The organism is Halomonas sp. DP5N14-9 (assembly GCF_019802175.1).
GTDB lineage: Bacteria > Pseudomonadota > Gammaproteobacteria > Pseudomonadales > Halomonadaceae > Halomonas > Halomonas litopenaei.
Window position 1 is genome coordinate 87,391 of sequence record NZ_JAHVHR010000035.1, and the last position, 13,075, is coordinate 100,465.

Below are 13,075 nucleotides of genomic sequence, written 5' to 3' on the forward strand. Positions count from 1 at the left end.
GCGTCATGTCTCCTGCACGTCAGTTGGGTAGGGTGAGCGAGGCGTCCACGTCGGCCAGCGCCTCGGCAAAGCGCGTGCGAATGCGCTCCAGCGCGGCGGCGTCGTTACCCTCGAAGCGCAGCACCAGCATCGGCGTGGTATTGGACGCGCGGCACAGACCCCAGCCATCCGGGTAGTCCACGCGGATGCCGTCCAGGGTGGTCTTGACGCCTTCGTCACCGAAGTCACCTTCCCGGGCCAGGCGCGCGACCAGGTCGAACTTGGTCTCGTCGGTGACCTCGATGTTGATTTCCGGGGTGCTCAGGTTCTGCGGATAGCGATCGAAGAAGGTGTCGGCGTCGCCGTCGAAGCGCGACAGGATCTCGAGCAAGCGGGCGGCCCCATAGAGTCCGTCGTCGAAGCCGTACCAGCGCTCCTTGAAGAAGATATGGCCGCTCATCTCGCCGGCCAGCAGGGCGCCGGTTTCCTTCATCCGTGCCTTGATCAGGGAGTGGCCGGTGCGCCACATTTCCGGCGTGCCGCCGGCCTTCTCGATCACCTCGATCAGCTTGCCGGTGCACTTGACGTCGAAGATCACCCGGGCGTCCGGATTGCGACTGAGCATGTCCTCGGCGAACGCCATCAGCAGGTGGTCGGGGTAGATCAGGCGCCCCTTGGGGGTGATCACGCCGAGGCGGTCGCCGTCACCGTCGAAGGCCAGACCGATGTCGGCGCTGTGCTCGGCCACCGCGTGGATCAGGTCCTTGAGGTTCTCCGGCTTGCCGGGGTCCGGGTGGTGGTTGGGGAAGTTGCCGTCGATGTCCTCGAACAGCGGCACGGTGTCGGCACCGAGCTGTTCGACCAGGCGCGGGCCCAGTTCACCGGCCACACCGTTGCCGCAGTCCACCACCGCCTTGATCGAGCCCGACAGCGAGACGTCTTCGAGGATGCGCTTTAGGTAGGCGTCACGCACATCGTGCTCGGACACCTGGCCCTGGCCTTCGCGCAGATCGCCGTTCTGAAGGCGAGTGTAGAGCGCGGTGATCGCCTCGCCAGAGAGCGTCTCGCCCCCCAGCACCATCTTCAGGCCGTTGTAGTCCGGCGGGTTGTGGCTGCCGGTCAGCATGACCCCGGAGCGGGTACCTTCCAGGGTGTGGGTGGCAAAGTACAGCACCGGCGTTGGCACCATGCCGATGTCGACCACGTCACAGCCGCTGGCGGTGAGGCCGCGGGTCAGGGCCTTGATCAGGCGCGGGCCGGAGAGTCGGCCATCGCGGGCCACCACTACACGGGATTCGCCGCGGGCCTGGGCTTCGCTGCCGATGGCCTGGCCGATCGCCTCGACCCCGGCTTCGGTCAGGGTCTCGTCGACGACGCCTCGAATATCGTAGGCACGAAAGATCGTGGAGGGGACTTGAGTCATATGAGGGTCCTGTCCTTTTGACGTGGCGCTTGAATGAACGGGTAGTCGAACCTGGGGCGTCAGTGGCGGCCGGAGCTGCCGAAACCGCCGCCGCCGCGAAGGCTCTCGGAAAAGTCCTCGACCACTTCCAGCTCGGCCTGGACCACCGGCACCAGCACGTACTGGGCCAGACGTTCGAAGGGCTCGAGGGTGAAGGCGGTGGTCGATCGGTTCCACACCGACACCATCAGTTCGCCCTGGTAGTCGGAGTCGATCAGGCCGACCAGGTTGCCGAGCACGATGCCGTGTTTGTGGCCAAGCCCCGAGCGGGGCAGGATCATGCCGGCCAGGCCCGGATCGGCGATATGGATCGAGAGCCCGGTGCGGACCAGTTCGCAATCCCCGGGGGCCAGCGTCAGCGGCGCGTCGAGCAGGGCGTGAAGGTCCATCCCGGCCGAGCCGTCGGTGGCGTAGCGGGGCATGCGCTCCTTGATCCGTTCATCGAGGATCTTGACGGCGAGGCGAGGGCGCGAGGCAGTGTCGTGCATGAAAGGTCCTTGGTCTTGGGCAGCCAGACAGGCTTCCTGATAAATAAGTGGTGTCGTGGCTCAGCGCGGGTTCGGCCGCACCGTCTGACGTCGCGCCTCGAGGCAGGCTCGGGCCTGGGCGATGATGGCCTGGGCCAGGCTGGCCTTGTCCTGGTCGGTCTCTTCGCGGCGGGCGAGAGACTCGCCGTCGCGCCACACCAGGGTTGCGGCATTGCGGTCCGAGCCGAAGCCGAGTCCCTCCCGGGAGACGTCGTTGGCGACGATCATGTCGAGCCCCTTGCGCGCGAGCTTGCCCTCGGCGTAGCGCACCACGTCGCGGGTCTCGGCGGCGAAGCCGACCATCAGCGGACGCGGATCGCGGGCAGCCAGGGTGGCGATGATGTCGGGGTTCTTGACCAGCTTCAGGGTAAGACCGTCGTCGTCATCGCGCTTCTTTATCTTGTGTTCGGCCGGAGCCTCGGCGCGATAGTCCGCCACCGCCGCGCAGCCGATGAAGATGTCGCAGCCATCCATCAGCCCTTCGGCTGCGGCGAGCAGTTCTTCCGCGGTTTCTATGTCGTGGCGGGCAACGCCCGGGGGCGTCGGCAGACTGACGGGGCCGGCGATCAGGGTGACACGGGCGCCACTGTCCCGGGCCGCTTCCGCCAGGGCGAAACCCATCTTGCCGGAGCTGTGATTGGACAGGTAGCGCACCGGATCCAGCGGCTCCCGGGTGGGGCCGGCGGTGATCACCACATGAAGGTCTGCGTCCGGGGGCACTGCTTCGCCTTTCTCTCCCACGACGCCTGTCGCTGTCCGGGGCGTGGAGGGAGAGCCGGCATCCAGCAGGGCGCCGAGAATGGCCTCCGGTTCCATCATGCGTCCCGGGCCGACGTCGCCACAGGCCTGGTCGCCCTGTTCGGGCCCCAGCAGGGCCCAGCCATCCTCGACCAGCCGGGCGGCGTTGCGCTGGGTCGCCGGATGGCGCCACATGGCCTGGTTCATCGCCGGGGCCAGCATCCGCCGGGCGTCGCTGGCCAGGCAAGCGGTGGTCAACAGATCGTCGGCCATGCCCTGGGCCAGGCGCGCCATCAGGTCGGCGGTGGCGGGGGCGATCAGAATAAGGTCGGCCCAGCGGGCGAGTTCGATATGACCCATGCCGAGCTCGGCGTCGGGGTCCAGCAGCGAGGTGCGTACCGCGCGTCCGGTCAGCGCCTGCAGCGTCAGCGGCGTGATGAAGGCCTGGGCTCCCTCGGTCATCACTACCTGCACCTCGCAGCCCGCCTGCACCAGCAGTCGGGCCAGAGAGGCGCTCTTGTAGGCGGCAATACCGGCGCTGATGCCCAGCACAACCCGCTGCCCGGGGCGCAGGCCGCCGGGGCCTGAGCCGGTCAGGCCGCAACCGGAAGAGGAGGGAGCGTGCAACATGAAAAAAGTCCGCAGCCAGAGTCAGCCCTCTACCTTACCACCGGTACCGGATCATGCGTAGCCGCGCACCCTGGCTCCAGATCAGGCAGACCGCACTAGACTCAACGGGTATGTCGGCGCTCGCCGACAGGGCGTGAGGGGAGGATGTGACAAGAGGGTGTGAGAAGAGAGTGTGAGAAGAGGATGTGGCGGCTGGGTATGAGAAGAGGATGTGACAAAAGGGTGTGACGACAGGGCGTGACGACAGGGTGTGACGAGAGCAACGGAGCAGGAGACAGGGATGTCGATACGAGACTGGCCAGAGGGCGAGCGCCCTCGCGAGAAGCTGCTGGCGCTGGGGCCCACCGCGCTATCCGACGCCGAGCTGCTGGCGATTGTGCTGCGGGTCGGGGTGGCAGGACGCTCCGCAGTGGACCTGGCACGGGACGTACTGGGTGCCTTCGGCGGACTGCGTGCCCTGCTCGAGGCGCATCAGCAGGAGGTCTGTGCCCAGTGTGGCCTGGGGCTTGCCACCTTCGTTCAGCTGCAGGCCGCCCAGGAGATGTCGCGCCGTCATCTGGCGAGCTATCTGGAGCGGGGTCAGGCGCTGAATTCTCCCGCGCGGGTCAGGACCTTTCTTTCCGCCCAGCTTCGTCATCTGGACCACGAGGCCTTCGCCGCACTGTTTCTCGACGCCCAGCATCGGGTGATCCGCTTCGAGGTGCTGTTTCGCGGCACCCTGGACAGCGCCTCGGTGTACCCACGTGAGGTGGCCAAACGTGCCCTGGCGCTGGGGGCGGGCGCCTTGATCCTGTGCCACAACCATCCCTCCGGGGTGGCCGAGCCCAGTGACGCCGACCGGCGTATCACCGATCGCCTGAAAGAGGCGCTGGGCCTGTTCGATATCCGTGTACTGGATCATTTTGTGGTGGGAGACGCAGAAGTGGTGTCATTTGCCGAGCGAGGTTGGGTATAATGCGCCGCGCGCAAGGAGAGCTGGCCCAGGCGGGGCGAGGATCGTCTCGATCCTATCGCGTCCTGGCCGGGCGACTCTCTACCCGAACACGTCACGTCATCGCCGTCGACGCAGCGGAGCCGTTTCGAGCACCTCGACACGGGCCGTGAGCGAGCGACCTGGCGAACGTTGGTGTATCCCTTGCCCATGGAGGCAGGGTCTGGTATAAAGTGCACCCTTTGAATTCCCTTGGGTCAAAAGCACGGGGCTCATGACAGGGCTCGAGGTTGCTGAGGGCATGATGAATGCGGACTTTCGCCGGCACCGCGCGGCCAGTCTGCGACACATCCCTTCGGTTCTCGCCCTTCCCGGTTTGCCCGACAGGTTTTGAACAACTCGCCACGCGGTTGGAGGCTCTCATGTCCAAAGTATGTCAGGTTACCGGCAAGCGCCCGGTGACTGGTAACAACGTTTCACACTCCCAGCGCAAGACCCGTCGTCGTTTCTTGCCGAACCTTCACAGCCATCGCTTCTGGGTCGAGTCCGAAAAGCGTTTCGTGACCCTGCGTGTTTCCTCCAAGGGCATGCGCATCATCGACAAGAAGGGCATCGAAGAGGTGCTCAGCGATATCCGTAAGCGCGGCGACGCCATCTAAGGATGACGTCCTCGGGAGTCCACTGGTTCGCCTGAGCGAACGGCCTCCGCCGACTTGAATGACTGGCCTGGTGTGCACGACGCGTACCAGGCGGCAAACTGGGAGAAGTCTCATGCGTGACAAGATTCGTCTGGTGTCCAGCGCCGGTACCGGCCACTTCTACACCACCGACAAGAACAAGCGTAACACTCCGGACAAGATGGAAATGAAGAAGTTCGATCCGGTGGTTCGCAAGCACGTGATGTACAAGGAAGCCAAGATCAAGTAAGGCTTGATCTCGCTTCCACCGCAGGCGAGTTGTCGCCTGTCACCGAGAACCCGGCCCCGAGGTCGGGTTCTTGCGTATGTCCCTGTCAGCGGCCCCGGGCGATGGCGTGATGTCGCTCGCTGCTCGCCGCTCTAACCTCAGGCCCCAGGTGTGCCATGCCCGAGCTTCCCGAAGTCGAGACCACCCGGCGCGGCATCGCCCCCCACGTACAAGGGCGCGAGATACGTGAGGTGCTGGTGCGCCAGTCGCGCCTGCGGGTGCCGGTGCCTGAGGATCTCGCCGATCGTCTGATCGGCGCCCGCCTCGGCGAGATTCGCCGTCGCGCCAAGTACCTGCTGCTGCCGATGCTGTCGGGCGAGGGCGGTGAGAGCGGCGAGACGCTCGCCAGCACCGAGGGCACCTGCACGGGCGCGTCCCGGGCGGACGACGGCGGCGGAGTGCGCGAAAAGGGCACCCTGCTGTGGCACCTGGGCATGTCCGGTAGCCTGCGTATTGCCCGCCTCGGTGAGCTGCCCAGGAAGCACGACCATGTGGACCTGGTGCTCGAGGACGGCGTCATCCTGCGCTATCACGACCCGCGTCGTTTCGGCTTCGTCGATTGGCTCCGAGACGACGAGGCCCACGATACCCGCTTGTCGCGGCTAGGCCCCGAGCCGTTGTCGCAGGCCTTCGACGGCGCCCGGCTGTACGCCCTGTCGCGGGGGCGCCAGGCGGCGGTGAAACCGTTCTTGATGGACAACGCCGTGGTCGTCGGGGTGGGTAACATCTACGCCAGCGAAGCGCTGTTTCTGGCCGGTATCGATCCGCGCCGCGCTGCCGGTCGCATCGGACGCGAGCGCTACGATCGGCTGGCCGCCGCCGCCAAGGAGGTGCTGGCCGCGGCCATCACCCAGGGCGGCACCACCCTGCGCGACTTCGTCAGCGGCACCGGCGAACCCGGCTACTTCGCCCAGCGCCTCAACGTCTATGGGCGTGCCGGCGCACCCTGCCGCCGTTGTGGCGGTGAGCTGAAGCACGTGACTCTGGGGCAGCGTGCCAGTGTGTTTTGTCCCCGCTGTCAGCGTTAGAGGAAACACTGTATAAATTGCTGCGCTCGACATCTCGGTCGCCGGCGGTGCTCAAGGTCCTCATTTAACCGCATGTAAACTCCGGCCTCTGCGCTCCGGCGACAACCGACCTGTCATCGCTCGCGACATTTATTCAGCGCTTCCCGAGATTTGAGCTGATGGCGATTTTGAAAAACTTCTAGAGAGAGTGATCACCGTGACTCGTCCGCTGCGCCTGAAAAAGAACGCCGATCGTCGCCTCAAGTCCGGCCACCTGTGGCTGTATTCCAACGAGATCGACATCGCCGAGACGCCGCTCAAGGGGCTCGAAGTCGGTGAGCAGGTCATCGTCGAGGCCGCCAATGGCAAGCCCATGGGTCTGGCCTACGTCAATCCCAACTCGCTGATCTGCGCCCGCATCGTCTCGCGTGACCCGAGCATGCGGCTGGATCGCTCGCTGCTGGTGCATCGCCTGAATCAGGCCCTGGCGCTGCGCCAGAGCCTGTTCGACAAGCCGTTCTATCGCCTGGTCCATGGTGAGGCCGATCTGCTGCCGGGGCTGGTCATCGACCGCTACGCCGAGGTGCTGGTGGTCCAGCTCAACACCGCCGGCATGGAAGCGGTGAAGGACGAGCTGCTCGACGCACTCGACAAGGTGCTGTCCCCTGCCTGTGTGGTGCTGCGCAACGACACCAGTGGTCGTCGTCAGGAAGGCCTCAGCGAGGTGGTAGAAGTGGTCAAGGGCGAGCTGCCGGAGCAGGTGCTGCTGGAAGAGAACGGCGTGCAGTTCGTCGCCCCCGTGCTCGACGGCCAGAAGACCGGCTGGTTCTACGACCACCGCATCAACCGCGCCTGGCTCAATCAGCGGGTGGCCGGCAAGCGGGTGCTGGACCTGTTCAGCTACGTCGGTGGCTGGGGCGTGCAGGCGGCGGCCCATGGCGCCAGCGAAGTGCTGTGCGTGGATGCCAGCGAGTCAGCGCTGGATCGCGTCGCCGAGAACGCCGCGCTCAACGGCCAGCACGAGCGGGTCGCTGTGGGTCACGGCGACGCCTTCGAGGCGCTGGCGGCGCTCAAGGCCGACGGCGAGAAGTTCGACGTGATCGTGCTCGATCCGCCGGCCTTCATCAAGAGGCGCAAGGATATCGCCAACGGCGAGCGTGCCTACGCCCGACTCAATCGCGACGCCATGCGCCTGCTGGGCCGCGATGGCCTGCTGCTGTCCGCCTCCTGCTCCATGCACCTGGCACAGGATCGCCTGGTCGACGTGGTGCGCGGTGCGGTACGTCACCAGGATCGTCAGGGACAGATCCTGTTCCAGGGCCACCAGGGACCGGATCACCCGGTGCACCCGGCGATCCCCGAAACCGCCTACCTCAAGGCGCTCGGTGTGCGCGTCTTTCGCGACTGAGCAAGGCGCGATTGAACAAGGCATGAGCTAGATAGGCGCGACGTGACTCGCCGTGGCTGAACACGCTGGGCCGAACTAGCTGGGCCGAACTAGCTGGGCCGAAAAAGGCGCAGGGGCTTGCCTCGGGCGATGGAAGTGTCACATCGTGCCTGGGCAAGCCCGCGCCAAGGAAGACACCATGACCGAGGTTCCCTGGACCCTGATCTTTTCCCACGGCAACGCCCTGCTGGTGGGCCACGTGCGCAACCTGCTCGACGCCGCCGGGATCCCCTGCGAACTGCGCAACATGACCCTCGGCGGTGGCGCCGGGGAGCTGCCGCCGCTGGAGTGCGAGCCCCAGGTGTGGGTCGCCGAGCACAACCGTGAGCGAGCCGAAGCGCTGGTGAAACAGGCGCTCGAGGAGCCAGCGCCGGACAGCGCCTGGCGCTGCCGGGCCTGCGGCGAGGAGCTCGAAGGGGCCTTCGATACCTGCTGGAACTGCGGTGGCCGCAAGGAGGACGATCATGACCGCTGAACACGGTGCCTTCGACTGGGATCTGCCCCGGCCCTTCGTGATCGACATCCTGGTGGCGCCCGAGGCCATCGACCACTATGGCCACGTCAACAACGCCCAGTACCTGCGCTGGGTGGAACAGGCCAGCTGGGAGCACTCCGGCCAGCTGGGTCTGACCCTGGAACACTACCGGGCGCTGGATCGCGCCATGGCGGTGCACCGTCACGAACTCGACTATCTGGCGCCGGGTTTCGAGGGCGAACGCCTGGCCATGGCCACCTGGATCGTCGCCTGCGACTCGCGCCTGACCCTGACCCGCCGCTTTCAACTGATACGCCCGCAGGATGGTGTCACCCTGCTGCGTGCACGTACCCGCTACGCCTGCATCGCTCTCTCAAGCGGCCGTCCCCGCCGTCTTCCTCCCGAATTCGTCAGCGCCTACGGCGGCGCCCTGGTCGCGGAAAGCTGACGATAACGTCCTGACGACAGGGACCTGACCACACAGACCTGAGCGTACACAGCTGGCCTCCGCCCCTTCCGGCAATTTTCTGGCACCCTGGGTGTCGAGTTGGCGAATCTCAATACTGGCAGCTTTTTTGTCCTGACCCTGGGTGTGATAGGTCGCACTTTGTTCCTGAATGCGTCTAAAGACTCCCTGGGTTCATGGAAGAACTGCAGCACTTTGGACCACGAGGTAGAGGCGGGAGGGTCAGCCTGGTGGCCGTGGACGGCGACGTGGTCAACGACCGCCTCAGCGAGGTGGCCCTGGGAGTCAAGATTTGCGGGTGTGTTGTGCCACTTAACAGATATGTTATAACATAACATTTTGTGCGAGTGTGATGGTCTCAGACGCCTTGTGCAATCGGCGCGGCGGGAGGAGCGGTGAGATGCCAACGATGGATGACGCAGCGCATCTTCTCGAGATGCCGGACGACGACTACATGAACGGTGAGCAACTGGCGTTCTTTCGATGCCGATTGCTGCAGGAACGGGCGCTGGTCGAAGAGAGGTTGCAGGAGGTTCGCCTGCGCATTTCGGCCCGCGAAAGGTCGAGCGACGATCTGGACCAGGCAGCCCAGGAGGAAGAGCTTCAGCTGCAGCTTCGCCAGGCCGACAGGGAAACCCGCTTGCTGGCCAATATTGCCAGCGCCTTGAAGCGCGTCGAGACGGGTGAGTACGGCTACTGCGAGGAGACCGGCGTTCCCATCGGACTTCCCCGGCTGTTGCACCGGCCCACGGCGCGCTTGTGCCTCGAAGCCAAGCAGCGCCAGGAACAGAGAGAACATCACTTCGCCAGGACGCGGAAGTAGCGGCGCCGGTAAGCATCCACCGCTTGTGACCGTGATGGCCGCCCCAAGGGCGATGCTGAGTCCGGACGAGTGCCTGCTCGGTGGGCTTGTCCACGGATGATCCAACCGGCTCAGCGAAGGCGGTGGCGTATGTCGCATCAAGATTCGCCCATGCCGACTACGCCGGGCGACGATTACTATCTGATTCGCAGGAATCACAATCAAGGAAGCATGAATGATTCGCAAGAATCCCTACGGTGATTTGCCGGTTGTCCACCCCAGCGCCTTTGTCGATCCCACGGCCATTCTCTGTGGGCGGGTGATCGTCGAGGAGAACGTCTTCATCGGCCCCTACGCGGTCATTCGTGCCGATGAGGTCGATGCCGATGGCGAGATGGAGCCGATGATCATCGGCGCCCACTCCAATATCCAGGACGGCGTCGTCATCCACTCCAAGTCCGGCGCGGCGGTGATCATTGGTGCACGCACGTCGATTGCGCATCGCGCCATCGTGCACGGTCCCTGCGTGGTCGGAGAGAGCGCCTTTATCGGTTTCAACAGCGTGCTGTTCAACTGCACTATCGGCAAGGGCGCGGTGGTGCGCCATAACGCCGTGGTAGATGGTTGCGACCTTCCCGACGACTTCTATGTGCCGTCCACCGAGCGCATTGGCCCCGGGACCGATCTGGACACCCTGTCCCGAGTAACGGTCCAGGATTCAGCGTTTTCCGAAGACGTGGCGCGCACCAACAATAGCCTGGTGGAAGGCTATAGGCGGATCCAGAACTCTTTCTAGCCCGGCGCCCTGGTTCGAGGATAGGCGGATGGCCTCTGGGCGGCGAGACGCAGCACCAGGCGGCCGGGGATGCTGGCTCACCCGCTGCGGGGCCAAGGTGGGGGGACGTCACCACGATCAGCGGCGCTGGTTCCCCCGATGACGCTGCTCACCTTTGAGGTCTTGTTCCTCGGCGTGTTGCCCGCAAGGCGTCACGCCCTGGTGTGTCTTGCTGTTTTTAGGGGCCTGGGAAGAAAGTTCAAAGGTCTTTGAGGGTGAAGTTTTCTGATCTTTCCGTTTTTTCGCCGGGGGTTTATTGGCAAAAAATTCCTGTGCTTCACTGTGGGTGACGATAAAAAATCTGTTGTACGAATCGATGGGAGAGTCGCCATGCAGATCGCCGTCCCCAAGGAAATCAAGAACCATGAGTACCGCGTCGCCCTGACCCCCAGTGGTGCGCGGGAGCTGACCGAGCGTGGCCACGCGGTGGTTGTGCAGGCCGGTGCGGGTGAGGGCGCCGGTTTTGCCGACGAGGCCTATCAAGCTGCCGGTGCCACCATCGAGGCCGACGTGGACGCGCTGTTCGATGGCGCCGAGTTGATCCTCAAGGTCAAGGAGCCCCAGCCCGAAGAGGTGGCCCGGCTGCGCCCCCAGCACACCCTGTTCACCTACCTGCATCTGGCCGCCGAAGAAACCCTGACCAAGGGGCTTCTGGACAGCGGCGCGACCTGCATCGCCTACGAGACCATCACCGCGCCTCAGGGCGGACTACCCCTGTTGGCGCCGATGAGCACCGTGGCCGGACGCATGGCCGTGCAGGCCGGTGCCCACAGTCTCGAAAAGGCCCAGGGCGGTGCGGGTGTATTGCTGCCCGGGGTGCCTGGGGTGCCGCCTGCCAAGGTTACCGTGATCGGCGGTGGCGTGGTCGGCGAGAACGCCGCCCGCATGGCGTTGGGGCTGGGCGCCGATGTCAGCGTGCTGGACAAGTCGATCCCGCGCCTCGAGACCCTGGATGATCGCTACCAGGGGCGCATGAAGACGGTGTTTTCCTGCGCCGACGCACTGGAAGAAGCGGTGCGCGAATCGGACCTGATCATCGGGGCGGTGCTGGTCCCGGGGGCGGCGGCGCCCAAGCTGATCAACCGCGCCATGCTGTCGGAAATGAAGCCGGGGGCGGTGCTGGTGGACGTGGCCATCGATCAGGGCGGTTGCTTCGAGACCTCCAGGCCCACCACCCATGCCGAGCCGACCTACGTGGTGGACGGCGTCGTGCACTATTGTGTCGCCAACATGCCGGGTGCGGTGGCGCGCACCTCGACCCAGGCCCTGACCAACGCCACCCAGCCGTTTGTGGTGGCGCTGGCCGACAAGGGCTGGCGTCGGGCGCTCGGTGAGGATCGTCACTTCGCCGCCGGTCTCAATGTCCATGACGGCCAGCTCACCTACGCAGCCGTAGGGGAGGCCTTCTCGCTGCCGGTGATCAGCGTGGAGAGTGTGCTCGGCTGATGTGATTGGCCAAGGGTCGGCCGGGGCGGCGCTGTCGCCCCGGTCGCCATCCACAGGCCTTGGCGTTACCATAGCGGGCATTTGCCGATACTAGAGTGCCGTCCATGTCCGCAACGACCACCGCTTCCGACAAGACCCGGGTGCTGACCGGTATCACCACCACCGGTACCCCCCATCTGGGCAACTACGTCGGGGCCATCAAGCCGGCGATCGAGGCCAGCCTCGATCCCAACGTGCAGTCCTACTACTTCCTCGCCGATCTGCACGCGCTGATCAAGTGTCAGGACCCGCAGCGGGTCCAGCAGTCGCGCCTCGAGATCGCCGCGACCTGGATGGCGCTGGGGCTGGACACCGACAACGCCATCTTCTATCGCCAGTCCGATATCCCCGAGATTCCCGAGCTGACCTGGATGCTGTCCTGCGTCTGTGCCAAGGGCCTGATGAACCGCGCCCACGCCTACAAGGCGGCGGTGGCGGAGAACGACGAAGCCGGCAACCAGGATCCGGACAAGGGCGTCACCATGGGCCTGTTCGGCTATCCGGTGCTGATGGCCGCCGACATCCTGATGTTCCAGGCCAACAAGGTGCCGGTGGGACGCGACCAGATCCAGCATATCGAGATGGCCCGAGACATGGCCGGGCGCTTCAATCATCTCTACAAGGGTGACTTCTTCACCCTGCCCGAGGCGGTGGTGGACGAGCGGGTCCAGGTATTGGGTGGCCTCGACGGTCGCAAGATGTCCAAGAGCTACAACAACACCATCCCGCTGTTCGTGCCGGAAAAGAAGCTGCTCAAGCTGGTGCGCAAGATCAAGACCAACTCGCTGGAGCCCGGCGAGCCCAAGGATCCCGACACCTGCACCCTGTTCCAGATATATTCGGCCTTCGCCAGCGCCGAGGAAACCCAGGCCATGCGTGATGACTACGCCGCGGGCATCGGCTGGGGGGACGCCAAGAACCGGGTCTTCGAACACCTCAACGAACAGCTGCGCGCCCCGCGTGAGCGTTACCAGGCGCTGATGGAAGATCCGGGCCATATCGAGACGGTGCTGCTTCAAGGGGCCGAGCGTGCTCGTGCCGAGGCTGCTCCGCTGATGGATCGACTGCGTGTCGCCGCGGGGCTTGGTCGCTTCGTTTGAGCCGTTTCCTACGCGTCTCATCGTCGAGTCGCTCTTGTCTGAGCTAAAGTGCGCATGGGCCCTGCGTTGAGGGCCCGCTTTTGCGGGGCTTTCTCGACGGCGTGCTAGAGTGGGCACAAAGGAAGAATGGTATAACGCCTTGTCAGGCAGGCGCCGCCTGAGCCCGGTGCATCGCGCACGGGCGATGTCGTCAGTGTTTCCCCAAGGGTACCGAGAAGAGTGCCC

General features: G+C 65.0%; 15 protein-coding genes. 11 read left to right on the forward strand and 4 right to left on the reverse strand.

Annotated elements, in window-relative coordinates; genetic code table 11:
* Nucleotides 1-19 precede the first annotated feature (19 nt).
* From KUW00_RS20140 to coaBC, 3 genes are read right to left on the reverse strand one after another with little or no spacing between them, the layout of a single operon-like run.
* Nucleotides 20-1,402: a phosphomannomutase/phosphoglucomutase gene (locus tag KUW00_RS20140; protein WP_222569991.1), complete on the reverse strand. Its 1,383-nt coding sequence runs from the start codon at nt 1,400-1,402 to the stop codon at nt 20-22.
* Nucleotides 1,403-1,461: 59 nt separating this feature from the next.
* On the reverse strand, nt 1,462-1,929 hold the full coding sequence (gene dut / locus KUW00_RS20145; protein WP_045991213.1) for a dUTP diphosphatase: 468 nt from the start codon (nt 1,927-1,929) through the stop codon (nt 1,462-1,464).
* Nucleotides 1,930-1,989: 60 nt separating this feature from the next.
* Entirely contained in the window at nt 1,990-3,336 is a 1,347-nt protein-coding gene (gene coaBC, locus KUW00_RS20150) for a bifunctional phosphopantothenoylcysteine decarboxylase/phosphopantothenate--cysteine ligase CoaBC (protein ID WP_222569992.1), read from the reverse strand.
* Nucleotides 3,337-3,616: 280 nt separating this feature from the next.
* Between coaBC and radC the strand changes: the two genes are divergently transcribed.
* The 9 genes from radC to KUW00_RS20195 all read left to right on the forward strand — a co-directional run bounded on the left by radC (nt 3,617) and on the right by KUW00_RS20195 (nt 10,226).
* A complete protein-coding gene (gene radC / locus KUW00_RS20155) occupies nt 3,617-4,291 on the forward strand; it encodes a RadC family protein (RefSeq protein ID WP_222569993.1) in 675 nt (224 codons plus the stop codon).
* 398 nt (nt 4,292-4,689) lie between these two features.
* Entirely contained in the window at nt 4,690-4,926 is a 237-nt protein-coding gene (gene rpmB, locus KUW00_RS20160) for a 50S ribosomal protein L28 (protein ID WP_045991211.1), read from the forward strand.
* A 112-nt stretch (nt 4,927-5,038) separates the two neighbouring features.
* Nucleotides 5,039-5,194 (forward strand): 50S ribosomal protein L33, encoded by a 156-nt coding sequence (gene rpmG / locus KUW00_RS20165; RefSeq protein ID WP_016856547.1) that lies wholly within the window; start codon nt 5,039-5,041, stop codon nt 5,192-5,194.
* Between the two features lie 155 nt (nt 5,195-5,349).
* On the forward strand, nt 5,350-6,261 hold the full coding sequence (mutM, locus tag KUW00_RS20170) for a bifunctional DNA-formamidopyrimidine glycosylase/DNA-(apurinic or apyrimidinic site) lyase (protein WP_222569994.1): 912 nt from the start codon (nt 5,350-5,352) through the stop codon (nt 6,259-6,261).
* A gap of 196 nt (nt 6,262-6,457) precedes the next feature.
* Nucleotides 6,458-7,648 (forward strand): class I SAM-dependent rRNA methyltransferase, encoded by a 1,191-nt coding sequence (locus KUW00_RS20175; protein ID WP_222569995.1) that lies wholly within the window; start codon nt 6,458-6,460, stop codon nt 7,646-7,648.
* A 178-nt stretch (nt 7,649-7,826) separates the two neighbouring features.
* On the forward strand, nt 7,827-8,162 hold the full coding sequence (locus KUW00_RS20180; RefSeq protein ID WP_045991209.1) for a DUF2007 domain-containing protein: 336 nt from the start codon (nt 7,827-7,829) through the stop codon (nt 8,160-8,162).
* Complete coding sequence (locus KUW00_RS20185) at nt 8,152-8,610, forward strand: acyl-CoA thioesterase (RefSeq protein ID WP_045991208.1); 459 nt, start codon at nt 8,152-8,154, stop codon at nt 8,608-8,610. Before KUW00_RS20180 ends, KUW00_RS20185 begins: the two co-directional genes overlap by 11 nt.
* Before the next feature lie 418 nt (nt 8,611-9,028).
* Nucleotides 9,029-9,451 (forward strand): TraR/DksA C4-type zinc finger protein, encoded by a 423-nt coding sequence (locus tag KUW00_RS20190; RefSeq protein WP_222569996.1) that lies wholly within the window; start codon nt 9,029-9,031, stop codon nt 9,449-9,451.
* Between the two features lie 214 nt (nt 9,452-9,665).
* A complete protein-coding gene (locus tag KUW00_RS20195; protein ID WP_222569997.1) occupies nt 9,666-10,226 on the forward strand; it encodes a carbonate dehydratase in 561 nt (186 codons plus the stop codon).
* A gap of 117 nt (nt 10,227-10,343) precedes the next feature.
* Here the strand turns inward: KUW00_RS20195 and KUW00_RS20200 are convergent, their stop codons facing one another.
* Entirely contained in the window at nt 10,344-10,631 is a 288-nt protein-coding gene (locus KUW00_RS20200) for a hypothetical protein (RefSeq protein ID WP_222569998.1), read from the reverse strand.
* Here KUW00_RS20200 and ald point away from each other — a divergent pair.
* Complete coding sequence (gene ald, locus KUW00_RS20205; RefSeq protein ID WP_045991201.1) at nt 10,596-11,711, forward strand: alanine dehydrogenase; 1,116 nt, start codon at nt 10,596-10,598, stop codon at nt 11,709-11,711. The genes KUW00_RS20200 and ald overlap by 36 nt on opposite strands.
* A 104-nt stretch (nt 11,712-11,815) precedes the next feature.
* Nucleotides 11,816-12,850 (forward strand): tryptophan--tRNA ligase, encoded by a 1,035-nt coding sequence (gene trpS, locus KUW00_RS20210; protein ID WP_045991200.1) that lies wholly within the window; start codon nt 11,816-11,818, stop codon nt 12,848-12,850.
* Nucleotides 12,851-13,075: the final 225 nt, after the last annotated feature.